Source organism: Cupriavidus sp. 2KB_3, assembly GCF_052115685.1.
Lineage (GTDB): Bacteria > Pseudomonadota > Gammaproteobacteria > Burkholderiales > Burkholderiaceae > Cupriavidus > Cupriavidus campinensis.
In genome coordinates this window covers 20,849-44,207 of the sequence record NZ_JBFRHD010000026.1, presented here as the reverse complement: position 1 = coordinate 44,207, position 23,359 = coordinate 20,849, and the positions used below count along the sequence as shown (strand labels likewise).

General features: G+C 67.7%; 20 protein-coding genes. 5 read left to right on the top strand and 15 right to left on the bottom strand.

The genetic code is table 11. From position 1 onward, the window contains the following. Window positions 1-85: 85 nt before the first annotated feature. Window positions 86-349, top strand: a complete 264-nt coding sequence (locus tag AB4120_RS24035) for a hypothetical protein (RefSeq protein ID WP_149136174.1) — start codon at window positions 86-88, stop codon at window positions 347-349. Here the strand turns inward: AB4120_RS24035 and pgeF are convergent. Together pgeF and AB4120_RS24025 are read right to left on the bottom strand one after the other, a co-directional pair. Further along, window positions 338-1,171 carry a peptidoglycan editing factor PgeF gene (pgeF, locus tag AB4120_RS24030; RefSeq protein ID WP_441642940.1) on the bottom strand — a complete coding sequence of 278 codons (834 nt, stop codon included), beginning with the start codon at window positions 1,169-1,171 and terminating at the stop codon, window positions 338-340. The genes AB4120_RS24035 and pgeF overlap by 12 nt on opposite strands. Continuing rightward, window positions 1,155-2,399, bottom strand: a complete 1,245-nt coding sequence (locus AB4120_RS24025; RefSeq protein WP_441642939.1) for an RluA family pseudouridine synthase — start codon at window positions 2,397-2,399, stop codon at window positions 1,155-1,157. Before AB4120_RS24025 ends, pgeF begins: the two co-directional genes overlap by 17 nt. A 17-nt stretch (window positions 2,400-2,416) precedes the next feature. On the opposite strand from AB4120_RS24025, the gene AB4120_RS24020 reads away from it, so the two are divergent. Further along, window positions 2,417-3,247 carry an outer membrane protein assembly factor BamD gene (locus AB4120_RS24020; protein WP_149136176.1) on the top strand — a complete coding sequence of 277 codons (831 nt, stop codon included), beginning with the start codon at window positions 2,417-2,419 and terminating at the stop codon, window positions 3,245-3,247. A 55-nt stretch (window positions 3,248-3,302) separates the two neighbouring features. On the opposite strand, the gene AB4120_RS24015 is transcribed toward AB4120_RS24020, so the two are convergent. The 3 genes from AB4120_RS24015 to AB4120_RS24005 are packed head-to-tail and all read right to left on the bottom strand — an operon-like array spanning window position 3,303 to window position 6,566. After that, window positions 3,303-5,534, bottom strand: coding sequence for an ATP-dependent DNA helicase (locus AB4120_RS24015; RefSeq protein ID WP_149136177.1), 2,232 nt, complete (start codon window positions 5,532-5,534; stop codon window positions 3,303-3,305). A gap of 48 nt (window positions 5,535-5,582) precedes the next feature. Beyond that, entirely contained in the window at window positions 5,583-5,786 is a 204-nt protein-coding gene (locus AB4120_RS24010) for a DUF465 domain-containing protein (protein WP_149136178.1), read from the bottom strand. Between the two features lie 57 nt (window positions 5,787-5,843). Then, the gene (locus AB4120_RS24005; protein ID WP_441642938.1) at window positions 5,844-6,566 is read right to left on the bottom strand and encodes a hypothetical protein; all 723 of its coding nucleotides are present in this window, start codon (window positions 6,564-6,566) and stop codon (window positions 5,844-5,846) included. Window positions 6,567-6,799: 233 nt separating this feature from the next. Between AB4120_RS24005 and AB4120_RS24000 the strand changes: the two genes are divergently transcribed. Continuing rightward, a complete protein-coding gene (locus AB4120_RS24000; RefSeq protein ID WP_441642937.1) occupies window positions 6,800-9,184 on the top strand; it encodes a Tex family protein in 2,385 nt (794 codons plus the stop codon). A 63-nt stretch (window positions 9,185-9,247) separates the two neighbouring features. Here the strand turns inward: AB4120_RS24000 and AB4120_RS23995 are convergent, their stop codons facing one another. From AB4120_RS23995 to AB4120_RS23950, 10 genes are all read right to left on the bottom strand, one after another. Further along, window positions 9,248-9,502: a hypothetical protein gene (locus tag AB4120_RS23995; RefSeq protein ID WP_441642936.1), complete on the bottom strand. Its 255-nt coding sequence runs from the start codon at window positions 9,500-9,502 to the stop codon at window positions 9,248-9,250. A gap of 39 nt (window positions 9,503-9,541) precedes the next feature. Continuing rightward, complete coding sequence (locus AB4120_RS23990) at window positions 9,542-10,840, bottom strand: hypothetical protein (protein ID WP_441642935.1); 1,299 nt, start codon at window positions 10,838-10,840, stop codon at window positions 9,542-9,544. Window positions 10,841-10,933: 93 nt separating this feature from the next. After that, a complete protein-coding gene (locus tag AB4120_RS23985; protein ID WP_149136181.1) occupies window positions 10,934-12,832 on the bottom strand; it encodes a potassium transporter Kup in 1,899 nt (632 codons plus the stop codon). Between the two features lie 347 nt (window positions 12,833-13,179). Then, window positions 13,180-13,902: a branched-chain amino acid ABC transporter ATP-binding protein gene (locus tag AB4120_RS23980; RefSeq protein WP_149136182.1), complete on the bottom strand. Its 723-nt coding sequence runs from the start codon at window positions 13,900-13,902 to the stop codon at window positions 13,180-13,182. Further along, on the bottom strand, window positions 13,899-14,666 hold the full coding sequence (locus AB4120_RS23975) for an ABC transporter ATP-binding protein (RefSeq protein ID WP_144195767.1): 768 nt from the start codon (window positions 14,664-14,666) through the stop codon (window positions 13,899-13,901). The genes AB4120_RS23980 and AB4120_RS23975 overlap by 4 nt, the downstream gene beginning before the upstream one ends. Beyond that, window positions 14,663-15,757: a branched-chain amino acid ABC transporter permease gene (locus tag AB4120_RS23970; RefSeq protein WP_441642934.1), complete on the bottom strand. Its 1,095-nt coding sequence runs from the start codon at window positions 15,755-15,757 to the stop codon at window positions 14,663-14,665. The genes AB4120_RS23975 and AB4120_RS23970 overlap by 4 nt, the downstream gene beginning before the upstream one ends. Window positions 15,758-15,773: 16 nt before the next feature. Beyond that, entirely contained in the window at window positions 15,774-16,640 is an 867-nt protein-coding gene (locus AB4120_RS23965; protein WP_144195771.1) for a branched-chain amino acid ABC transporter permease, read from the bottom strand. Window positions 16,641-16,677: 37 nt separating this feature from the next. Continuing rightward, window positions 16,678-17,904 (bottom strand): ABC transporter substrate-binding protein, encoded by a 1,227-nt coding sequence (locus AB4120_RS23960; RefSeq protein ID WP_441642933.1) that lies wholly within the window; start codon window positions 17,902-17,904, stop codon window positions 16,678-16,680. Between the two features lie 23 nt (window positions 17,905-17,927). Then, window positions 17,928-18,755 (bottom strand): alpha/beta fold hydrolase, encoded by an 828-nt coding sequence (locus AB4120_RS23955; protein ID WP_441642932.1) that lies wholly within the window; start codon window positions 18,753-18,755, stop codon window positions 17,928-17,930. 9 nt (window positions 18,756-18,764) lie between these two features. Then, on the bottom strand, window positions 18,765-20,366 hold the full coding sequence (locus AB4120_RS23950; protein ID WP_441642931.1) for a benzoate-CoA ligase family protein: 1,602 nt from the start codon (window positions 20,364-20,366) through the stop codon (window positions 18,765-18,767). 244 nt (window positions 20,367-20,610) lie between these two features. Here AB4120_RS23950 and AB4120_RS23945 point away from each other — a divergent pair, with 244 nt between their 5' ends. Next, window positions 20,611-21,579: a helix-turn-helix transcriptional regulator gene (locus AB4120_RS23945; RefSeq protein ID WP_441642930.1), complete on the top strand. Its 969-nt coding sequence runs from the start codon at window positions 20,611-20,613 to the stop codon at window positions 21,577-21,579. 108 nt (window positions 21,580-21,687) lie between these two features. Then, window positions 21,688-23,346, top strand: coding sequence for a 2,3-epoxybenzoyl-CoA dihydrolase (gene boxC / locus AB4120_RS23940; RefSeq protein ID WP_441642929.1), 1,659 nt, complete (start codon window positions 21,688-21,690; stop codon window positions 23,344-23,346). The last annotated feature ends 13 nt before the right edge of the window (window positions 23,347-23,359 follow it).

Below are 23,359 nucleotides of genomic sequence, written 5' to 3'. Positions count from 1 at the left end.
GACGCGGGTTCGCGGGCAGTCCGGGGGCCGATTCCGGCCGCCACGTGACGGCACCGTACTTTTAACAGAAAGAGATGAACGCCTGATGTATATCGTCGCAATCGGCTGGATCTACGTAGCCCTGATGATGTCGATTACCGAGACGAACCTCGTGGCCGGCGTGGCCACGTTCCTGTGCTACGGCGTGGCGCCGGTATCGATCGTCGTCTACATCATGGGAACGCCCGGCCGGCGGCGCAGGCGCCAGGCGCGCGAGGCCGCCGAACGTGCAACCGAACGTGCAACCGAACGGGCCACCGGGCAGGCCGGGCCAAAGCCCGTGGAGGAAGCGGACGCGTCAGGCCGCTAGCCAGACCAGCGTGGCCATGCGGCCCGTGGTGCGGTCCCGGCGATAGGAATAGAAACGCGCCGCGTCGGCCACGGTGCAGGCATCGCCGCCGTAGACGCGCGTGCAGCCGGCGCGCGCCAGCCGGGTACGGGCCAGCGCGTAGAGGTCGGCCCAATACTTGCCCGGCGCGCCAGGGCGGAATGCCGCCTCGACAGCCGGCCGCTCCGCCTCGCGGGCCTGGGCCAGGAATGCTTCCCGGACCTCGGCGCCCACTTCGAATGCCGATGGGCCGATAGCCGGGCCCAGCCAAGCCAGCCACTCCGAACCAGGGCCGGCCTGCGCGGCCATGCGTGCCAGGGTGGCCTCGATCACGCCGTCGCAGAGCCCGCGCCAGCCGGCATGGGCGGCGCCGACCACCGTGCCCGCCGCATCGCACAGCAACACCGGCAGGCAGTCCGCCGTCATGATCGCGCAGACATGGCCGGGGGTGGTGGCGATGCTGGCGTCGGCACGCGGCACGCCGCCCTCCCCGCTGCCTTCCACCCCGCCCTCCACCCCGCCTTCCACCCCATCGGCGGTCGCCACGGCGCAGCCGTGAACCTGCTCGAGCCAGCGCGGCATGGCAGGCAGATGCGCCGCCAGCCGGCGACGGTTCTCCGCCACCGCGGACGGATCATCCCCCACATGCGTACCGAGATTGAGCCCGCCCGGGCTGCCATCGGCCAGCCCGTAGGGGCCGACGCTCACGCCGCCCTGGCGGGTCGTGGACAGCGCCCGCACGCGGGCCGGCGCCGGCCAGTCCGGCACGATCCAGCCGGATTGCCGCTCAATCGTCATCGTCATCCTTCACGTAGATGATCTCGACGTCGTGGTCGTCATCGTCATCGAAGTCGTCATCGTCGTCCTCAAGCTGCCGCGCCGCGTAGCCTTCGAAGTCGAGCGCCTCGATCAGGTCCTGCATGTCCTCGGGCGGCTCGGCCTCCCAGGACACCTTGCGCCCGGTCTCCGGATGCACCAGTCCCAGCTTGTACGCATGCAGTGCCTGGCGCTCGAACGGCACCGGCAGCGTCACGCGGATGGCCGGGCGCTGGCCGCGCTTGGTGGCCTTGTGGTAGACCGGGTCGCCCACCAGCGGATGGCCGATCGACTCGAAATGCACGCGGATCTGGTGCGTGCGGCCGGTTTCGAGCTGGCACATCACCATCGACACCTTGCCGCGCCCCAGCGGCACCGTGCCCAGCGTCTTGAAGTGCGTGCGCGACGGCTTGCCGCTATTGGTATGGACGATGGCCATGCGGGTACGCTCGCGCGGGTCGCGACCGATCGGCGCGTCGATGGTGCCCTCGTCCGGTGTCTCGCCCCAGACCAGCGCAAGGTAGGTACGCTTGACGGTCCGGGCGGCCAGCTGGCGCACGAGGTCGGTCTGCGCGGTGAGCGTACGGGCGACGACCATCAGGCCCGAGGTTTCCTTGTCCAGCCGATGCACGATGCCGGCACGCGGCAGTTGGCGGGCGGCCGGGTCGCGGTGCAGCAGGCCGTTGAGCACCGTGCCGCTCCAGTTACCGGCGGCAGGATGCACGACCAGCCCGGCCGACTTGTTGATGACGAGCAGCGTGGCGTCTTCGAACACCACGTCCAGCGGCACGTCTTCGGCCGTAAAGGCGAGGGACTCCGGCGCGACCTGCGGCTGGATCTCGATCTGCTGGCCCATCTGGACCGAAGCCTTGGCGCGGCTCGGCTCGCCATCCACCCGCACGGCGCCTTCCTCGATCCATTGCTGGATGCGGCTGCGCGAGAATTCACTGAAATGCCGCGCGAGCAGCTTGTCCAGCCGCTCGCCATGTGATGCACTATCCACTTCAAGAGTTAAAGGCGGCTGACCCACGGCGGTGGCCGGCGTGGCCATCACCGCGCCGCCCGCTTCACCGAGATCGCTGACATCGCTGACATCGCCGAGATCGTCATGGAAATCGTCGGCGTCCAGCGGGGAATCGAGATCCGCCGGGGAATCGTTCGCCGGACCGTTTTCGGCCTTAGGGCTTGGGCTATAATGCTTGACGCTATTTTTCATCCGGAACAGGTTGCCCAATGCAATTGCAGAGCATGAAACGCGCGAACTGGCGCGCGAGATTTGGAGCGATTTTGCTCGCAGGCGGCTGCGTCATGCTGTCTGCATGCGGCCTGCTTGGCGACCAGCCCGACGAAACGGCCGGCTGGTCGGCGAACAAATTATATTCGGAAGCCAAGGATGCGCTGGATGGCGGCGACTATACACGCGCCGTCAAGCTCTATGAAAAGCTGGAAGGCCGCTACCCGTTCGGCCGCTACGCCCAGCAGGCGCAGATCGACACCGCGTTCGCCAACTACAAGGATGGCGAGACTGCCGCCGCGCTGGCCGCCGTCGACCGCTTCATCCAGTTGCACCCGAGCCACCCCAACATCGATTACGCCTACTACCTCAAGGGCCTGATCAACTTCAACGACAACCTGGGCTGGCTGGGCCGCTTCTCGGGCCAGGACCTGAGCGAACGCGACCCCAAGGCTGCGCGTGCCGCCTACGACGCTTTCCAGATCCTGATCACGCGCTACCCGGACAGCAAGTACGCGCCGGACGCGACGCTGCGGATGCAGTACATCGTCAACGCGCTGGCCCAGCATGAAGTGCATGCCGCCCGCTATTACTATCGCCGCGGCGCCTACCTGGCGGCCGTGAACCGGGCCCAGCAGGCGCTGAAGGACTACGATGGCGCGCCGGCCAACGAGGAAGCGCTGTACATCATGGTGCGCTCGTACGATTCGCTGGGCATGAAGGATCTGCGCGACGACGCGGCCCGCGTGATGGAGCGCAACTATCCGAACAGCGACTTCGTGAAATACGGCGCGCGCCGGAAAGACAAGGCCTGGTGGGAAGTGTTCTGAGCCCCGCCCGCAGCCAATAAAAAACCCGACGATCCCGTCGGGTTTTTTATTGTGCTTATTCGTCCGCCGGCGCCTGCTCTGACTCCGGTTCTGACTCTGGCCCCGCCTTCCGCAGTCCCTCCAGGAAGCGGATCACGGTGTCTGCCTCCCGGGTGCGCGTGAACGGCGGCAGGCTCTGCCAGATCTGGCGGCCGTAGGGCTTTTCCACGAGCCGGGTGTCGCAGATCGCCAGCACACCCCGGTCGGACTCGGAACGGATCAGCCGCCCCGCGCCTTGCTTCAGCGTGATGACCGCATGCGGCAGCTGGTGCACCGCGAACGGACTGAGGCCCTTTTTCTGCAGCACCTCCATGCGGGCGGCCAGCACCGGGTCGTCGGGCGGGGCGAACGGCAGCTTGTCGATGATGACCAGCGACAGCGCTTCGCCGCGCACATCCACCCCTTCCCAGAAACTCTGGCTGCCGACCAGCACCGCGTTGCCGAGTTGCCGGAAGCGATCCAGCAGTTCGGTCCGGCTCGCCTGCCCCTGCACCAGCAGCGGCAGGTTCAGCCCGCGCTCGGCAAACAGGTCGTACAGCATGTCCGATGCCTTCTGCACCGCGCGCAGCGTGGTACAGAGCAGGAAGGTGCGTCCGCCGGCGGCCTCGATCAGCGGCAATGCCTCATGGACCACCGCCTCGGTGAACTGGGGCGACTGCGGCGCCGGCATGTTGCGCGGCACGTAGAGCAGGCCCTGCTTGGCGTAATCGAACGGGCTCGGCAGCGTCAGCGAGCGGTCCTTGTCCAGACCGAGCTGGGCCGCGTAGTGGGTGAAGTTGCCCTTCACGGACAGCGTGGCCGAGGTGAAGACCCAGGCGCGCGGCTGGCCCTCGCGCTGGCGCGTGAAGATCGGTGCGATGGACAGCGGCGTGCGATGCAGTTGCACGGTGTGCGAGAACACCTCGACCCAGCGCACAGTCTCAGGGCCCAGTGACACGGGTGCCGGCCGCGGCTTTCCATCGTCCCCGCCATCGCCCCCGCCATCGCCCTCCCCACTGGCGTCTGCCGGGGCGGCCGGGGCCGGAGCCGGCGCCACGCGGTCGTCGCGCCAGGCCGCCAGCCGCTGGGCCAGTTCCACCGCCCGGCGGTGGCATTGTTCGAGCGACTCCGCGCGTTCGGCCTGGCTTTCCAGCGCTTCGACGAAATCTGACAGTGCGCTGTCCAGCGCGTCGAGCGTCTCGAAGAACGGCTCGCGCGTGCGCGGGTCGGATTCGATCTGGCCCAGCGCCAGCCGCAGGTTGTCCTTGCCGAAGGCCAGCCGCAGGTCGCGCGCGGCGCGTTCCAGCGGCCCGCCCAGCGCCACCCAGTCCACGGCATCGCGCGCATGGGAAAGCCCTTCCGCCACGGTGTCGCGCGCCAGTTCCAGCAGCTGGCTGGTGGAAAGCGTTTCGCCGAAGAACAGCGTCGCGGTTTCCGGCAACTGGTGGGCTTCGTCAAAGATCACCGTGTTGGCGGCGGGTAGCAATTCGGCCATGCCGGTGTCGCGCAGCACCACATCGGCAAAGAACAGGTGATGGTTCACCACCACCACGTCGGCCTGCTGCGCCTCCTTGCGGGCGCGCATCACAAAGCACTCCTTGTACTGCGGGCACTCGCTGCCGAGGCAGTTGTCGCGCGTGGACGTCACCAGCTGCCAGACCGGTGCGTTCTCGGGCACGGCGGCCAGCTCGGCCTTGTCGCCCGAGGTGGTGGTCTTGGCGAAGCGGCCGATATCACGCAGCCACGCCGCGTCCTGCTTCGACGCCAGACGGCCGTTGGCCTGCGCGCGCTCCAGATGGTAGTGGCACAGGTAGTTGGCGCGCCCCTTGAGCAGCGAGACCGAAATCGGCACGTTCAGCGCCTTGCGCACCGTGGGAATGTCGCGCAGGAACAGCTGGTCCTGGAGGTTCTTGGTGCCCGTGGACAGGATCACCTTGCCACCCCACAGCATGGCCGGGACGAGGTAGGCAAAGGTCTTGCCCGTACCCGTGCCCGCCTCGACGATCACCGAGTCGTTCTGGGCGATGGCGCCCGCCACGGCCTCCGCCATCTTCTGCTGGGACGCGCGCGGCCGGTAGCCGGGAATGCCGGTGGCCAGCGTGCCGGTATCGGCGAAGATCGTCGCCAGCTGCGCCGCCTGCGTGGCTGCCTGATTGGCCGATGCGGCGGCCACCGCCTCGTTCAGCGAAGTGTGGTCGTCCTGCGGCAGCGCTTCAGGGGATGGCGTTTCGGCGGATTCGGGAAGCGCGTCGTCGGTCGGTTCAGACAAAATGGGCTTTCTGCAAAGGCGTGGCGCGCGGGGGGCGCCTGCGGGTATTCAGGCCGGTACGTCCGGCTCGATCTGAAGCTGCAACAGCGTGATGGCGTCCTTGAGCTTGAGCCGGCGCTTCTTGAGCCGGCGCAGTTGCAGTTCGTCGTGGGCGGCGTCCTCGGACAGGTGATCGATCAGGAAATCGAGATCGCGATGCTCGATTTGCAGTTCGATGATCTGCCGCGCCAGTGTGTTGAGATTCTCATCCATGTAGCGGCTCCCCGTGGATCGTCCGGCCGGCGCCGGCAGCCTGCGCTGTCACGCCGGTCAGAACCCGAACGGGCTCGGGGTGGAACCCCCCTGGCCCTGTTTTTTCTTTTCCTCGGCATTGGCGCGGCGCTCGTCGAGGTCCTTCTGGCGTTGGGCGGCGTCCGCCTGCTTCTGCTGGTAGGCGCGCGTGTTTTCCTGTCGCTGGCGGGCCTGGTCGGCGCCCTTCTGGCGCGCCTCGTTCATCTTGGCGTCGAAGTCGGACTGCTTCTGGTTGTACTTCTCGGCGTTGGCGGCGCGCTGGGGCGCGTCGGCGCCCTGCTGGGCGTCGCGCAGCGCCTGTTCCTGCTGCTTGCGGTCGTACGAGGCGCGGCTGGCGGCCTCGTTGGCGGCGCGGCCCGGCTGGCCGGCCTCGTACTCGGCCTGGCGCAGCGCCTGTTCGCGGTCGCGCTCGGCGGCCTTCCAGGCACGTTCGGCATCGCCCACTTCCAGTTCCTTGGCGCGCAGCACGTGGAGTTCATCGCGCTGCACGTCCTTGGCCTGGTCGATGCAGCGGTTCACCAGGAACTTGCTGTAGCAGGCGCGCTCGGCCTCGGCGAAGCGGTAGTTGGTCCACGCGCGGGAGTCGCCAATCGCCTTGCGCTCGGCCTCGAAGTCGCGCGGGGGCGGGTTCCTGGTCTGCGCAAGGGCCGGCGCGGCCAGCAAGCAGGCGGCGCACATTGCGGCAAGGACGGGAGTGGAGACGAGATGGGCCACGGCGGCCGAACGGGGCTTGACGATCATGCCCGAATTCTAGCATCCGGGGGCCTTGTCGGCCCCACCGGCAAACGTTGCAACATGTGTCCGATCCGGGGCCGGGGTGGGGCTGGGGTGGGGCCGAAGCAAGGCTGGCACGGGGCTGGCGGGTCGTGCGGGCGGTGTGTCGCGGAACAGGCACGTGAAAAGCCGTCTTCCCGTCACCGGCAGTGCCCTGCGCTTGTGGCAAAATGCCCCGCTTTCGACCGACTAGTTTCCCGATGTCCAACTTGCCTGCTTCCGTCTCGCAAAAGATTGTGTCGCTCATCGCGGCAGAACTGTCCGTGCAACCGCGCCAGGTGGCGGCGGCCGTCGCGCTGCTGGACGAAGGCGCCACCGTGCCGTTCATCGCCCGCTACCGCAAGGAAGTGACGGACAACCTGGACGATACGCAGCTGCGTAACCTCGAGGAGCGCCTGCTGTACCTGCGCGACATGGAGGACCGCCGCGCGACGATCCTGGCGTCGATCGAGGAACAGGGCAAGATGACAGACGCGCTGCGCGCCGCCATCGAGGCCGCCGACACCAAGCAGACGCTGGAAGACCTGTACCTGCCCTACAAGCCCAAGCGTCGCACGCGCGCCCAGATCGCCCGCGAATGCGGCCTGGAGCCGCTGGCCCAGGCGCTGCTGGCCGATCCCACGCTGGACCCGCAGGCCGAGGCCGCCAAGTTCGTCAACGGCAACCCCACCGCCGACGGCGGCGTGCCCGACGTCAAGGCCGCGCTGGACGGCGCGCGTGACATCCTCTCCGAGCAGTTCGGCGAAACCGCGGAATTGCTAGGCAAGCTGCGCGAGCACCTGTGGAACCGCGGCGTGGTGGCCTCCACGGTAATGGAAGGCAAGGAAGGCGCCGAGGAAGAGAAATTCCGCGATTACTACGCTTATAGCGAGACCATCCGCACCGTGCCATCGCACCGCGCGCTGGCGCTGTTCCGCGGCCGCAACGCGGGCGTGCTGATGGTGAAGCTGGGCCTGGGCGAGGAACAGGACGCGATGGTGCCGCACCCGTGCGAAGGCATGATCGCGCGCCATGTGGGCATCGAGAACCGGAACCGCCCGGCCGACAAATGGCTGGGCGACGTATGCCGCTGGTGCTGGCGCGTGAAGGTGCAGCCGCATATCGAGACCGAACTGCTGACGCAGCTGCGCGAAACCGCCGAGAACGAGGCCATCAAGATCTTCGGCCGCAACCTGCATGAGCTGCTGCTGGCCGCGCCAGCCGGCCCGAAGTCGGTGATGGGGATCGATCCGGGCATCCGCACCGGCTGCAAGATCGCCGTGGTCGACCACACCGGCAAGCTGCTGGACACCGCCACGATCTACCCGCACGAGCCGCGCCGCGACTGGGAAGGCTCGCTGGCCACCCTGGCCCGCCTGGCGAAACAGCACAACGTGGCGCTGGCCTCCATCGGCAACGGCACGGCCAGCCGCGAGACCGACAAGCTGGTGCAGGACCTGATGAAGCGCGCCCCGGAGCTGAAGCTGACCAAGATCGTGGTCAGCGAGGCCGGCGCCTCGGTCTACTCGGCTTCCGAACTGGCCGCCAAGGAATTCCCGGAACTGGACGTGTCGCTGCGCGGCGCCGTGTCGATCGCCCGCCGCCTGCAGGACCCGCTGGCCGAACTGGTGAAGATCGATCCGAAGTCGATTGGCGTGGGCCAGTACCAGCACGATGTGAACCAGCGCGAGCTGGCACGTGCGCTGGACGCCGTGGTGGAAGACTGCGTGAACGCCGTGGGCGTGGACGTGAACACCGCCTCGGCCCCGCTGCTGGCCCGCGTATCGGGCCTGAACACGGTGCTGGCGCGCAATATCGTTGAATTCCGCGATGCCAACGGCGCGTTCCCGAACCGCGATGCGCTCAAGAAGGTGCCGCGCCTGGGCGACAAGACGTTCGAGCAGGCCGCCGGCTTCCTGCGCATCAACACGGGCGACAACCCGCTGGATCGCTCGTCGGTGCACCCGGAAGCCTATCCGGTGGTGCACCGCATTCTGGATCACATCAAGAAGGGCCTGTCCGACGTGATGGGCAACCGCGACGCCCTGCGCGGCGTGACCGCCCAGCAGTTCACCGACGAGACGTTCGGCCTGCCGACCGTGCGTGACATCCTGACCGAACTCGAGAAGCCGGGCCGCGACCCGCGCCCCGAGTTCAAGACCGCGACGTTCCAGGACGGCGTGGAGGACATCAAGCACCTCCAGCCGGGCATGGTGCTCGAAGGCGTGGTGACCAACGTGGCTGCCTTCGGCGCCTTCGTGGACATCGGCGTGCACCAGGACGGGCTGGTCCATATCTCGGCGCTTTCCACCAAGTTCGTGAAGGATGCGCACGAGGTGGTCAAGGCCGGCCAGATCGTCAAGGTCAAGGTGATGGAGGTGGACGTCAAGCGCAACCGCATCGGCCTGACCATGCGTCTGGACGACGAGCCGGGCCAGGCCGCACCGCGCGCCGGTGGCGAGCGGAGCGGCGAGCACCGGGGCGGCCAGCGCCACGGTGGCCATGGCGCTGGCGGTGGTGGCGGCGGCAAGGGGTTCGGCGGCGGCAAGCGCGAACCCGAGGTGGCCGGCGCCATGGCCGCCGCATTCGCCAAGCTCAAGCGCTGATCCACACACCTCGCCCTCGGGCGGCCACCCGGAACACCGGGTCGGCCGCCCCACCCCACCCCTTCACAGCGGATTGATGATGCCGCTCGGCTGCTGGACCCGCGTGGGTCCGATGATGCTGTTGAACAGCAGGTCGCCATCCGGCAGGAACTGCATCAAAGCGTAGAAGCCGTTGCCCCAGATCCCGGTTCCGAGGATGGTCTGGTGCACGGTGGCGCCGGTGTTCCAGTCCAGCCCGGTCACCACCCATCCCCAGCCATTCTGGTAGTACCCGTTGGTGAACACGAGGTTCGACGCCGCGCTGATGGCGGGCACCATCGAGTTCGACGAAATGTCGCTGCGCGCCCAGCTGGAGGCTCACGCATGGGTCAGCGGATCCCACGCGAAGCGCTCGACGCCGATCGGCGATGGCAGCAGCGGCCCCCGGACCAGTGCATCCACGAGCGCACTCGTCCCGCTTCCGGTACTGCCATCCGCCGCGGACACGTTGTTGACGACGAACGCGCCGTAGCCGTTCACCGCGACCGACTGGTCGGTCTGGATCGGATACCCGGCCGGCAAGCCGCAATTCACCGGGATCTGCCCCGCCAGGCGATTGGTGAAGCCGGCGGGAATCTGGTCGCGCCAGAACGCCAGCAGGCTCATGCGCGTGAGCCCGTCGGTGATAACCACGAGTTTGTCGGGATCGGTGCCGAAGCCCATCAGGGTTGGCGTGCTGCCCGAGCCTGAGCCGAACACGGTCGGGAAGGTGTCGCCGCTGGGATAGGGGCTGCTCCATGCGCCGTCCGCCGCATTCTGGGACAGCGTGCTGCCTGTCCAGACGAGTTTTCGCAAGATCTTGTCGGAAACGACATAAATCCCATTGTTCTCGTCGACTGCGGCGGAATTGCTGACGCTCTCGTCCGCGCCGAGCGTGACCGTATGCACCGGCCCCGTGAACGACCGGTCGACAATCGACACGGACCGCGTGCCCAGCACCACCAGCTTGCCGTCATAGGTCAACACCACTCCGGCCACGTTTTCGCCGGACGCAAGGAACGTGGTGGCATTCAGCGAGCGGACCACGCCAATCCCCAGCAGCGGCACGGCCGGCACGTTCAGCGCGAGGGCCAGGATCTGGTTGCCGCTATTGGTATAGAGGACGTTGTTGTTGTCCACCACGCCGTAGGCGCTGGAGATGCCGCCGGTGGGCAGCAACTGCGCCACGATGGCCTGGGCCTGCGCCACCGTGCCGATCGGATTGGTCAGCAGGCCCAGCAAGGTGGTCTGCAGCGTGGCGGTGGCACCCGGCAGGAGCGCCCGCGCCACGGGCGTGAAGGCGTCGTTGGCCACCGAGATATAGGTCACGCCCGTCGGCGACACGCCCCACATGTAGTTGGGCGATGTCGACGCGAAGGTCATGAGGTTGATCGGCCCGTTGGTCGCCTGGGAGAGTTGCAGCGGCGGTGGGGGCGACACGGTGCGGGAGCCGCCGGTCACCGCATACGGGAAGGTATCGCTCTGGGCGGAATCGAAATGCGTGATGGCGTATTGGGGAGCGGCCAGGAACGGGTTGGGCACCGGCGTGCCCGCGCTGGCGAACGAGCCGGCGCCCGTCATCAGGCCGATGGCGACCGCCATCCGACGCCAGTTGCGTAGCGTGCAGAATCTGAACATGAGAGGCTCCCGCGGGCAAAAAGAAACCCGGCCAGCGGGCCCTACACCGCTGGCCGGGTTCTCTTGTATAGGCGATGCGCCGCCCGCGAGCGGTCAGATTTCGACCTTGGTGCCCAACTCCACCACCCGGTTCGCCGGGATAGAGAAGAAGTCAGACGGCTTGGCGCCGTTCTGATGCATCCACGCAAAGAGGCTTTCCCGCCACATCGACATACCCGGCAGCTTGGACGGGATGACCGACTCGCGGGCGATGAAGAACGACGTCTCCATCAGCTCGAACGACATGCCCAGCTTGCGCTGCGCGAGGTCCAGCACGCGCTGCACGTCCGGGGTCTCCTTGAAGCCGTACTCGGACTTGAGGATGAACACGCCGCCGCCGAGGTCCTTGCAGGTCAGGCGATGGTCGTCGTCCACGAACGGGATGTCGCGCGTGACAAAGCTCAGGAACACCACACGCTCGTGCAGCACCCGGTTGTGCTTGAGGTTGTGCAGCAGCGACACCGGCACCGACTCGGTATTGCCGGTCAGGAACACGGCCGTGCCTTCCACGCGGTGCGGCGGGTGCGCCAGCAGGCCGGCGATGAACGGCTCCAGCGGAATGCCGTCTTCCAGGCTGCGCGCGCGCAGCAGCTTGCGGCCGCTGTGCCACGTCATCAGCAGGAAGAACGCCACGCTGCCCATCAGCAGCGGGAACCAGCCGCCCTCGGCCACCTTGAGCAGGTTGGCGGCGAAGAAGGTCAGGTCCACCAGCAGGAAGCCGCCGGCCACCAGGGCCACCAGCACCGGGTTCCACTTCCAGACGCTGCGCATCATGAAGGCCGCCAGGGCCGTGGTGATCAGCATCGTCGTGGTCACGGCAATGCCGTACGCCGCAGCCAGGTTTTCCGACTTCTTGAACGAAACCACCACCGCAATCACCAGCGCCAGCAGGATCCAGTTGATCACCGGCAGGTAGATCTGGCCGATTTCCGCCGCCGAGGTGTAGCGGATGCGCATGCGCGGCACGAAGCCGAGCTGGATCGCCTGGCTGGTCAGCGAGAACGCGCCGGAGATCACTGCCTGCGAGGCAATCACCGTGGCGCAGGTGGCGAGCAGCACCATGGGAATCAGCAGCGGGTCCGGCACCATCAGGTAGAACGGATTGACGGCGGCGGCCGGGTTATTGAGCAGCATCGCGCCCTGGCCGAAGTAGTTCAGCATCAGGCACGGCATGACCAGCAGGAACCAGCCGATGCGGATGGGCCGGGCGCCGAAGTGGCCCATATCCACGTAGAGCGCCTCCGCCCCGGTCAGCACCAGGAACACCGCGCCCAGCACGATGAACGCCTGCAGCGAGTGGTCGATCAGGAAATTGACGCCGTAGAGCGGGTTCACCGCCGCCAGGATGCCAGGCGCCTGGATCAGGTTGTAGATGCCCAGCGCGCCAAGCGTGATGAACCACAGCGTCATGATCGGGCCGAAAAGCTTGCCCACCGTGGCCGTGCCGTGCCGCTGGATCAGGAACAGGGCGGTCAGGATCACCAGCGTGATCGGGATTACGAAGTGCCCCAGCTGCGGCGCGGCAATCTCCAGACCCTCCACGGCCGAGAGCACCGAAATGGCCGGCGTGATGACCGCATCCCCGTAGAACATGCACGCACCGAAGATGCCCATCATCATCAGCATGCGCGCCTTGCGCGAGCGCGGCGTCGCGGTGCGCAGCACCAGCGCCATCAGCGCCAGCACGCCGCCTTCGCCGTCGTTGTCCGCGCGCATGATGAAGACCACGTACTTCAGCGAGACCACGATGATCATCGCCCAGAACAGCAGCGAGATGATGCCCAGCGCCGCTTCCGGCGTGAACGGAATGCCGTGCTCCTTGCTGAAGCACTCCTTGAGCGCGTAGAGCGGGCTGGTGCCGATGTCGCCGAAGACGACGCCGATGGCGGCGATAACGAGGGCCCGGGTACTCGGACTCTCGACGAAATAGTGACTGGTTGTGGATTGAGTCATGGATTTGGGTCTGGTGGACCGGCTCGCGCCTCCCCGGCCATGGTTGGCATCCCAGGCAATGTGACGACCTGGGCACGGGTTCTCTCGCGCAAGCGGCTCCGGCCGCGACGGGGCTTATTGGCCTCTATTGCATTGCACAAACGGGCGCATTCTAGATGAACTGAACTAATACGACCACTGTGGAAGATGCCCATCGTGGGCTGGGTGACCGATCAAGGATGGGAAAGAAGCGGCAGCGGGTCAAGGCGGATTCGGGCGGATGGGGTGCCGAAGGGTGCGCGGCACCGCGCACTGGCGTTGCGGCATGACCACAAAAGAGATCGATACGTTACTTGATGGAGGGCAGTTCAAACACCCAGATAGCGGTCGAGCGCAGCCGGCGCGGCGGCCAGGTCTGCGGCGGGCCCGGCCAGCACCACCTGCCCCTTCTCCAGCACCACCACGCGGTCCGCGTGGGCCAGTACGGCGCGGTAGTTGCGGTCCACCACCACCGAGGCGATGCCGGTGGCCCGCACCGTCTCGATCACATGCCAGATCTCGCGCACGATCTTCGGGGCCAGGCCCTCGGTGGCCTCGTCCAGCACCAGGCAGTCCGGATTGGTCATCAGCGCGCGGCCGATGGAGAGCATCTGCTGCTCCCCGCCCGACAGTTGCTGCCCGCCATGGGACAGCCGCTCCTTGAGCCGGGGAAAGAGGTCCAATACGCGCGTCTCATCCCAGTCCTTGCGGCCGTGGCAGCCTACCCGCGCCGCCATCAGCAAATTCTCCCGGACCGACAAATTCGGAAAAATGCCACGCCCTTCGGGGACGTAGGCGATGCCGAGCCGCGCCACCTCGTGCGGCTGCGCGCGGGACACATCCCGGCCGGCCACGCGGATATCGCCCTCGCGCTGGCGCACATGGCCCAGCAGGGTCCGCAGCAGCGTGCTCTTGCCCATGCCGTTGCGGCCCAGCAGGCCCACGGTCTCGCCCGCGCCCACGTGGAAGTCCACGCCGCGCAGCACGTGGCTGGAGCCGTACCAGGCGTTCACGCCAATGGCGTCGATGATGTCCGGCGATGCGGCGCTCATGCGTGGGCCCCTTCTTCTTCCCCGAGGTAGGCCAGTTGCACCGCCTCGTTGGCGCGGATCGCGGCCGGATCGCCGGTGGCGATGACCGCGCCGTTGACCATCACCGTGATGCGGTCGGCCACGGCGAAGACCGCCTCCATGTCGTGCTCGACCAGCAGGATCGCGTGGCCGTCGCGCAGGCCGCGCAGCAGGTCCAGCATCCGCGCGGATTCCTCGGCGCCCATGCCGGCCAGCGGCTCGTCCAGCAGCAGCGCCACGGGCTGCGTGGCCAGGCACATCGCCACTTCCAGCTGGCGCTTCTGGCCATGGGCAAGCTCGCTGGCCAGCCGCCCGGCGTGCGCGGCCAGGCCGGCGCGCTCCATGGCTTCGTCGGCCAGCGCGCGGCTGGTGCGGCAGGCCTGCGCCGGCTCCCACAGCCGCCAGGCCCGCTGCGCGCGCGATTGCGCCGCCAGGCGGCAGTTCTCGCGCACGGTCAGCGGCAGGAAGATGTTGTTGCGCTGGTAGCTGCGGCCGATACCTTGCCGCGCCAGCCGGGGCTGGCTCCAGCCGGTCACGTCCTCGCCCTGCAGCCGCAGGCGGCCGGTGGACGGCGGCAGTTCGCCGGAGAGCATATTGATCAGGGTCGACTTGCCGGCGCCGTTGGTGCCGATGACCGCGTGGATCTCGTGCAGGCGCAGGGTCAGGTTCACGCTGTCCACGGCGGTCAGCCCGCCGAAGCGGCGCGTCAGGCCCTCGGCCTGCAACACGGGGATGGCTTGCGTCATACGGCCTCCCGGCTGCGGGCATGGCTGTCGGCGGCGGCCTCGCCAGCGTTTCCGGCATCCGCGCCATTGCCGCGTCGGCGCGGCGAACGCTGGCGCAGCACCGCCGGCAAGCTGACCAGCCCGCGCGGCAGCAGCGCCACGGCCAAGATGATGAAACCGCCCATCAGCAGTTGCCAGTGCTTGGTCAGCGTGCTGAACCACTCGGCCAGCAGCACGAACGAGAATGCGCCCAGCACGGCGCCGGCCAGGCTGCCCACGCCGCCCAGGATCACCATCAGCATGGCATTGCCCGACTGGTGCCAGGAGGCGATTTCCGGGTTCACGAAGCCGAACTGGATGGCATAGAGATAGCCCGCCAGCCCCGCGAACACGCCGCCGGCCACGAACGCGCCCAGTTGGTAGCGATAGGTGGCATAGCCGGCCGCCCGCATGCGCTGCTCGTTATGGCGGATGCCGACCAGCGCGTGGCCGAAACGCGAGCGCAGCAGCACCGCCAGCGCCACCACCGTCAGCACCAGCGCCACCAGCACCAGCCAGTAGAAGTTCACCGGGTCGTTGACGGTCAGCGGCCGTTCGCGCAGCAGGCTGAACTCGGGTCGGAAGTAGATATAGGTGCCGTCGCTGCCGCCGGCGATCTTCGTATCATGGAACACGAAATAGACCATCTGGGCGAAGGCCAGCGTGACCATGATGAAGTACACGCCGCGCGTACGCAGTACCAGCGCCCCCACCACCAGCGCCAGCGCCCCCGCCGCGCCCAGCGCGCCCAGCAGCAGCAGCCAGCCATTGCCGGCCCCGCCCTCGGGCGCCAGCATGGCCGTGGCATAGGCCGCCATGGCGAAGTACGCGGCATGGCCCAGGCTCACCAGCCCGGTGTAGCCAATCAGCAGCTGGAGCGAGAGCGCAAAGATCGCCATGATCATCACCTTGCTCAGCAGCTCGATATAGAACTTGTGGCTGTCGGCGGTCAGCAGCAGCGGCGCCGCGGCCAGCACGGCCAGCACGGCCAGCGCCGCGAGCCAGCCCAGCGCGGCCAGCCAGGGCGGCCGGCGCACGTCTTGCAGCGGGGGAGCGGAGAGAGTCGGTTTCATCGATGCAGCACGCAGGTCAGCCGGCCCGGAACAGCCCCTGGGGCTTCCACAGCAGGATCAAGGCCATCAAGACGTAGATCAGCACGCCGGCGGCGTCCTGCCAGAACACCTTGCCGAAGGTATCGACGAAACCGAGCAGCAGCGAGGCCACCAGCGCCCCCTTGACCGACCCGATCCCGCCAATCACCACCACCACGAAGCAGACAATCAGCACCTGCCCGCCCATGCCCGGGTAGACCGACGACACCGGCGCGGCAATCATCCCCGCCAGCACCGCCAGCGCCACGCCCAGCGCGAACACCAGCCGGTACAGCACGTTCACGTTGATGCCGAGCGACTGCACCATCTCGCGGTTGGTGGCCCCGGCGCGGATCATCATGCCCAGCCGGGTGCGGCGGATGACCCAGTACATCGCCGCTGCCACCAGCAGGCAGACGGCCGAGATGAACAGCCGGTAGACCGGATAGGTCATGTCGTTGCCGATCGGCAGCGCGCCGTCGAGCAGGCCGGGAATCGGCACGCCGTGCACGTCATCGCCCACCAGGATGCTGCGCAGCTCCTCGAACACGAGGATCAGGCCGTAGGTCATCAGCACCTGCTGCAGGTGGTCGCGCTGGTAGAGGTAGCTGAAGAACGCCCATTCGAGCACATAGCCAAACGCCACGGCCAGCACGATGCCGAGCGGCAGCGCGATGAACAGGTTGCCGGTGAGACTGGCCAGCGTGAACGCCAGGTAGGCGCCCAGCATGTAGAAGCTGCCATGGGCGAGGTTGATCACGCCCATGATGCCGAAGATCAGCGTCAGCCCGCTGGCGACCAGGAACAGCAGCAGCCCGTACTGCACGCTGTTCAGGCACTGGATGAGAAAGGAAACGATGTCCATGCTGCGCGGGCTGTCCTAATCTAGGAGACGCCGTCTCTTACAGGCGGCAGCCGCGCGCCGGGTCGGCCAGGGCCTTCACCGCCACGCCGCTGACCTTGTTCTCGCGGCCATCCACCTTGCGCAGGTAGAAGTCCTGCACCGGGTTGTGCGCCTTGGAGAGCGTGAACACGCCGCGCGGGCTGTCGACCTTGGCGGCTTCCATGGCCTTGATGACCTCCGGCTTGCGCGACATATCGCCCTTCACGGCATTGGCGCCGGCGGCCAGCAGCTGCGCGGCGTCGTAGCCCTGCACCGCGTACACGTCCGGCTGGAGCTTGTAGGTCTTGGCGTAGTCGGTACGGAAAGTCTTGTCGCGGGCGTTGGTCAGGCCATCGGCATAGTGCAGCGTGGTTTCCAGCCCCTGCGCCGCCGTGCCCTGCGCCTCCAGCGTGCCGTCGGTCAGGAAGCCGGAGCCGTACAGCGGAATCTTGTCCTTGAGCCCGGCCGCCTGCCAGTCCTTGACGAACTTGACCGCTCCGCCGCCAGCGAAGAACACGAACACGGCATCCGGCTTCAGCGAGGCCACCTCGGTGATCAACGCCTGGAACTCCACGTTCGGGAACGGCAGGCTCAGCTCCTTCACCACCTTGCCGCCCTTGGCCTCGAAGGCTTCCTTGAAGCCCTTCACGGACTGCTCGCCCGCCGCGTACTTCCACGTCAGCGTGACCACCTTCTTCATGCCGCGCTCGGCCAGCACCTGCCCCATGGCGTAGCCAGGCTGCCAGTTCGAGAACGAGGTACGGAAGATATTGGCCCCGCACAGCGGCCCGGTGGCCTCATCGGCGCCGGCGTTCGGAATGATCAGCAGCGTGTTGTTTTCCTTGGCCACCTTGACGATGCCCATCTGCACGCCCGAATGCACCGTGCCCACCACCACGTCCACCTGGTCCCGCTTGATCAGCTTGGTGGCGTTCTCGGGGGCCTTGGCCGGGTCCGATTCGTCATCCACCTTGAAGTATTCGATGTCGCGCCCACCCAGCTTGCCGCCCTGCTGCTGCACATACATGCGGAACCCGTTCTCGATGGCCGAGCCCAGCGCCGCGTAGGTGCCCGTGTACGGGAGCATGAAGCCCACCTTGATCTTGGCGCTCGGGGCTGGCTGTGCCGGCTGGGCTGACTGCGCCAGCGCGCTGCCCCCGGTAGCCAGCAGCGTGGCGGAAATCGAAGCGACGAGCGTGGTGTGCAGCGATGAAAACAGCGGCCTGCGCAAAGCGGTGCGTTGCATGGGTTCTCCTCCCCGGGGTCGAATTATTTTAAGGTTGAAGTATGTGCCGTTATAAACGCCGCCGAGGCCGCCGTCAACGCCCCCGCCTGGTCGCGGTGGGGCGAGTGTCCACAGCGCGCGAGTTTAAGCAGCACGGTCTGCGGGGCATATCGATGGATACCCTCGATCTGCGCCATGGTCCCGTACTCGTCATCCTCGCCCTGCACGGCCAGCACGGGGCAGCGGATATGGTCGAGCATCGGGCGCAGGTCCCAGTGGCGGAAATCGGCGTTGAGCCAGATATCGTTCCAGCCCCAGAAGGCGGAATCCACGTGGGCATGGTGGCGCGCCAGCCGGGCGCGCAGGTCGGTGTGGAGGTAGGTCTCGCGCGTGGCGGCGATGCTGCGCACCGAAATGTCTTCCACCATGATGTGGGGCGCGAGCACGGTCAGGCCGTCCACGTCGTCCGGGAAGCTGGCCGCGTGGATCAGAGCGATGGAGCCGCCGTCGCTGTGGCCCAGCAGCCAGGGCTTGCCGTGGCGGCGGCCGGGGCCGATCTCCAGGGCATCGAACAGGGCCGGCAGCGCCTCGCGCGCCTGGCGGTGCATGAAGTCCACGCCCCACTGCTCGTCCAGCGGGCGCGGCGTGGAGCGGCCGTAGCCGTAGCGCGAGAAGACCAGCCCGCGGAAATCGCCCGCCTCGCACAGCTTGCGCGGAAAGTCGCGCCACATGCTGACCGACCCGAGCCCCTCGTGCAGGAAGACCACGAGTGGGCGGTGCCGCCGTCGCGCGCCGATCCACTGGTATTCGATGTCGATAGTGCGGCCGTCGAACGGCACCTTGACCAGCTCGGTGTCCACGGCAGTCTCCATGGCGGCCCCTCAGGCGTGCCGCACGGCGTCTTCACGCTGGCGCAGCCGGAATCGCTGGATCTTGCCCGTGGCGGTCTTGGGCAGTTCGTCCACGCACTCGATCTGGCGCGGATATTTGTAAGGAGCCAGCCGTGACTTGACGAAGGCCTGCAACTCGGCCGCCATGCCGTCGTGCCACTGGTGGCCGGGGCGCATCACCACGAACGCCTTCGGCTTGACCAGTTCGGCGGCATCGGCCACGCCGATCACGGCGGCCTCCAGCACGGCCGGATGCTGGGCCAGTGCCGCCTCCACCTCGAACGGCGAGACGTAGATGCCGCCCACCTTGAGCATGTCGTCGCTGCGGCCGGCGTAGGTGTAATAGCCCGCTTCATCGCGCAGGTACTTGTCGCCGCTGCGGGTCCAGGCGCCGACGAAGGTGTCGCGGCTTTTCTCGCGATTGCACCAGTACATCAGCGCCGCCGATGGCCCTTTTATATAGAGGTCGCCGATTTCGCCCGTGGCGCACGGCTCGCCGCGCTCGTCGAGCAGCTTCAGTTCGTAGCCGGGCACCGGCAGCCCCGTGGTGCCATAGCGGACCTTGCCGGGCTGGTTCGACAGGAAGATGTGGAGCATCTCGGTGGAGCCGATGCCGTCGAGGATGTCGCAGCCGAAGTGGGCCAGGAAGCGGTCGCCGATATCGCGCGGCAGGGCCTCCCCGGCGGAGGTGCAGACGCGCAGCGCCACGGCGGCGCGCGGCGGCAGGTCCGGCGCGGCGAGCAGGCCCGCGAACAGCGTCGGCACGCCGCAGAAGACCGTGGGACGGTGCGTGGTCAGCCGCTGGAACACCGCCTGCGGGGTGGGCCGCTCGGCCATCAGCACGGTCGTGGCGCCCACCGCCAGCGGAAACGTCAGCGCATTGCCCAGCCCGTAGGCGAAGAACAGCTTGGCGGCCGAGAAGACCACGTCGTCCTCGCGCAGGCCGAGCACCTGCCGCGCGTAGAGGTCGGCCGTATGGAACAGGTTGCCGTGCGTATGCACCGTGCCCTTCGGGCGACCCGTGGAGCCGGACGAATAGAGCCAGAACGCCATGTCGTCCGGGCCAGAGGCGATGGCCTGGGCCAGCGGGGGCGCGCTGTCCAGCATCGCGGCCACGGTCGGCAGCCCGGTGCCCTCCCCATAAGGTGCCGCAACAATCACATCGACATGGGCGCCCGCCTTGTCGATGGCAGCCTGCAGGGTCCCGAGCAACGGCGTGGACACCACCACCGCCCGCGCACCGCTATGGTCGAGCATGTAGGCGTAGTCATCCACGGTCAGCAGCGTGTTCACCGCCACCGGCACCACGCCGGCCAGCAGGCAGCCGAGGAAGACAGTCGGGAAATCGATGGTGTCGAGCGCGCACAGCAGCACGCGCTCCTCGCGCCGGAAGCCCGCCTGGCGCAGCGCGCCGGCAAAGCGGCGGCAGCGGTCATCGAGCTGGGCAAAGGTGGTCTCGCCGGTATCGTCGATATAGGCCACCTTGGCGCCACGGCCGGCGGCGAGGTGGCGCGACAACAGGTCATCGGCCGCGTTGTAACGGGCGGGCAGCGCGGCGACAACGGTCTCGGCGCTGGGGGTCGGGGGCGTCATGTCTCCACTCCTCTGGCCGCCCCGGCGATGGTCGGCGGGTGCGGCGGGATCGGCTACAGCGATGGTCTTGTTCTGGATATCTCGGAACCGGCAGTCTTTGCCGCCGATGTCGATGCATTTTATTTCACATCGACTATTATGCAAGCGAGGGTATGCACTATATAACAGTGTGCAGCACCCGCCGACCGGCACTTTGTCGCACGTATAATGCCGCCCTGGCTGGCCTGATCCCGAACTTTTCCCCATGCGTCGCGACCCCGAACCGTCACTGAATGCCGAAGCGAATGCCGAAGCGAACGCCGACAACCGCGCCGCGGAGCGCGACCCCTACCTGACGCACCTCGGGGAGCGCATCCGCTCGCTGCGCGCGGCGCGCGGGATGTCCCGCAAGGATCTTGCGCGTGGCGCGGGGGTGTCCGAACGCTACCTCGCCAATCTGGAAACCGGTACCGGCAACGCCTCCGTGCTGCTGCTGCGCCACGTGGCCGGCGCGCTGGACGTGCCGCTGCCCGTGGTGCTGGCCGAAGTGGATGGCCACGCCGACCCGGCAGGCGGCACGGAGCAGCCCGGCAGCCAGCTCGCCGCCGAGTTCTCGCAGTTGGTGCAATGGCTGGCGCAGCTGCCCGCCGGCGACCTCGCCCGCGTGCGCGAAGCGGCCCGCCACGCCTTGTCCCCGGCGGAATCGCGCGATGCGCGGCATCGCCGCATCGCGCTGATCGGCCTGCGCGGCGCCGGCAAATCCACGCTGGGCCGGGCGCTGGCGGCTGCCGAGGGCCTCCCGTTTGTCGAACTGAACGCGGCGATCGAGCAGGAAGCCGGCGCGAGCCTCTCCGAAATCCACTCGCTCTACGGCCAGGCCGCCTACCGCCGCTACGAGATGCGCGCGCTGGAACGCGTGCTGCGCGAGCACGACTCCATGGTGCTGGCCACGCCGGGCAGCCTGGTCTCGGAGCCGGCCACCTTTAACCTGCTGCTGGCGCGCTGCTACACGGTCTGGGTGCGCACCTCGCCCGAGGAACACATGGCGCGCGTGGTGGCGCAGGGCGACATGCGGCCGATGGAGGGCAACCGCGAGGCCATGACCGACCTGCGCCGCATCCTCCAGGCGCGTACGCCGCTCTACGCGCGCGCCGATGTGTCGATCGACACCAGCGGCCAGGACGCCAACAGCTCACTTCAGGCCCTGCGCGCGCAGATGCCCCATATCGGCTGACCCCGGATAGGGCATCGGGTCTGCATCGGCCCTTGCATCGCTTCCGTTGATGCACTATATTTCATCGCAAAGATGAAAGCACTATAGTGCATCAAGGAGACACGCCCCATGTCGGTCCCGGCCCCGGTTACCTTTGCGCGCCATCCGTCCCAATATCGCCACTGGCTGCTGACCTTTGACGGTCCTGTCGCCACGCTGTCCATGAACGTGGACGAGGAAGGCGGCCTGCGGCCCGGCTACGCGCTGAAGCTGAATTCCTACGATCTTGGCGTCGATATCGAACTGCACGACGCCCTGCAGCGCATCCGCTTCGAGCATCCCGAAGTGCGCACCGTGGTGCTGACCAGCGCCCGCGAGCGCGTTTTCTGCTCGGGCGCCAATATCTTCATGCTCGGCAAGTCCAGCCACGCCTGGAAGGTGAACTTCTGCAAGTTCACCAACGAGACGCGCAACGGCATCGAGGACGCCAGCCGCCACTCCGGCATCAAGTTCATCGCCGCCTGCAACGGCACGACGGCCGGCGGCGGGTACGAACTGGCGCTGGCCTGCGATGAAATCCTGCTGGTGGATGACCGCTCCTCCGCCGTGAGCCTGCCCGAAGTGCCGCTGCTCGGCGTGCTGCCCGGCACCGGCGGCCTGACGCGCGTGACCGACAAGCGCCGCGTGCGCCGCGACCACGCCGACATCTTCTGCCTGACCACCGAGGGCGTGCGCGGCCAGCGCGCCAAGGACTGGAAGCTGGTGGACGATGTCATCAAACCCGCGCGCTTCGCCGAACACGTACGCGAGCGGGCGCAGGCGCTGGCTGCCCTGAGCGACCGCCCTGCCGACGCCAAGGGCGTGACGCTGACGCCGCTCACCCGGCAGGACGACGCCGATGGCTACCGCTACGACACCGTGCGCGTGGAGATCGACACCGCCGCGCGCCGCGCCACGCTGACGGTCTCGGCGCCCGGCGCCGAGCAACCGCGCGACCTCGACGCCATCCTCGCCGCCGGCGCCCAATGGTGGCCGCTCAAGATGGCGCGCGAACTTGACGACGCCATCCTCACGCTGCGCACCAATCACCTCGACATCGGCATGTGGATTCTCAAGACCGAGGGCGATGCGGCCCAGGTGCTGGCCGCCGATACGCTGATGGAAACCCACGCCAGCCAGTGGTTTGTGCGCGAGACCATCGGCATGCTGCGCCGGACGCTGGCGCGGCTGGATGTGTCGTCGCGCAGCCTGTTCGCGCTGATCGAGCCGACCTCCTGCTTCGCCGGCACCCTGTTTGAACTGGCGCTGGCCGCCGATCGCAGCTACATGCTGCAACTGCCGGATGACCCCGAGACCGCGCCACGCCTGATCGCCCATGCGGCCAATTTTGGGCGGTATCCGATGCCGAACGGCCTCTCGCGGCTCGCCGCGCGCTTCTATGAAGATGCCGCCGCCATCGAGGCCGTGCGCGCCCAGGCCGGCCAGCCGCTGGACGGCGCGCAGGCCGAGGCGCTGGGGCTGGTGACGGCCGCGCCGGACGACATCGACTGGGAAGACGAGATCCGCATCGCGCTGGAGGAACGCGCGAGCCTCTCCCCCGACGCCCTCACCGGCCTGGAAGCCAACCTGCGCTTCGGCCCGCGCGAGACCATGGAGACGCGCATTTTCGGCCGGCTCACTGCCTGGCAGAACTGGATTTTCGATCGACCCAACGCCGTGGGCGAGCAAGGCGCGCTCAAGGTGTTCGGCACCGGCAACAAGGCACGTTTCGACTGGGACCGGGTCTGACCGCCCCCTTCGA